The 386-nt window shown below is 67.4% G+C and carries 1 protein-coding gene; it reads right to left on the bottom strand.

Going from position 1 to position 386, the window contains the following annotated elements:
- Positions 1 to 386: Ig-like domain-containing protein (locus AC07UX_RS21165; RefSeq protein WP_495193935.1), on the bottom strand; the 386-nt coding region annotated here is incomplete at both ends.

The following is a 386-nucleotide window of genomic DNA, read 5'->3' as shown; positions in this document are numbered from 1 at the left end:
GGGGTGATGTCGTCCGCCGTCACCGTCACCCCGGTCGAGACATTGCCGGCGACATCGCTCTGGGTGATGCCCAGAACCTCGCCATCCACGCGCGCGGGCGTCAGCACGAACAGATAGTTGCCGTCACCATTCACCACCGTCGTGCCGATGATGGCACCGGACGCATCGCGTACCGTGATGGTCGCGCCGGCCTCACCCGTGCCGCTGATCGATGCGCCATCGGGAGCGATGAACGCGCTCGGCGCATCAGGCGCGGTCAGGTCGGGCGCCACGATGGCGGTCGGGTCGGAAACATTGCCCGACGGATCGACCTGGGTAACGGCCAGCGGCTCGCCATCCACCTGCGCGGTGGCCAGGGTAACGGTATAGTTGCCCTGCGCATCGAC

This window comes from Sphingobium sp. GW821-FHT02B05, assembly GCF_059421905.1.
Note: the sequence above shows the minus strand (reverse complement) of the source record. Positions and strands in the feature narration are given on the sequence as shown.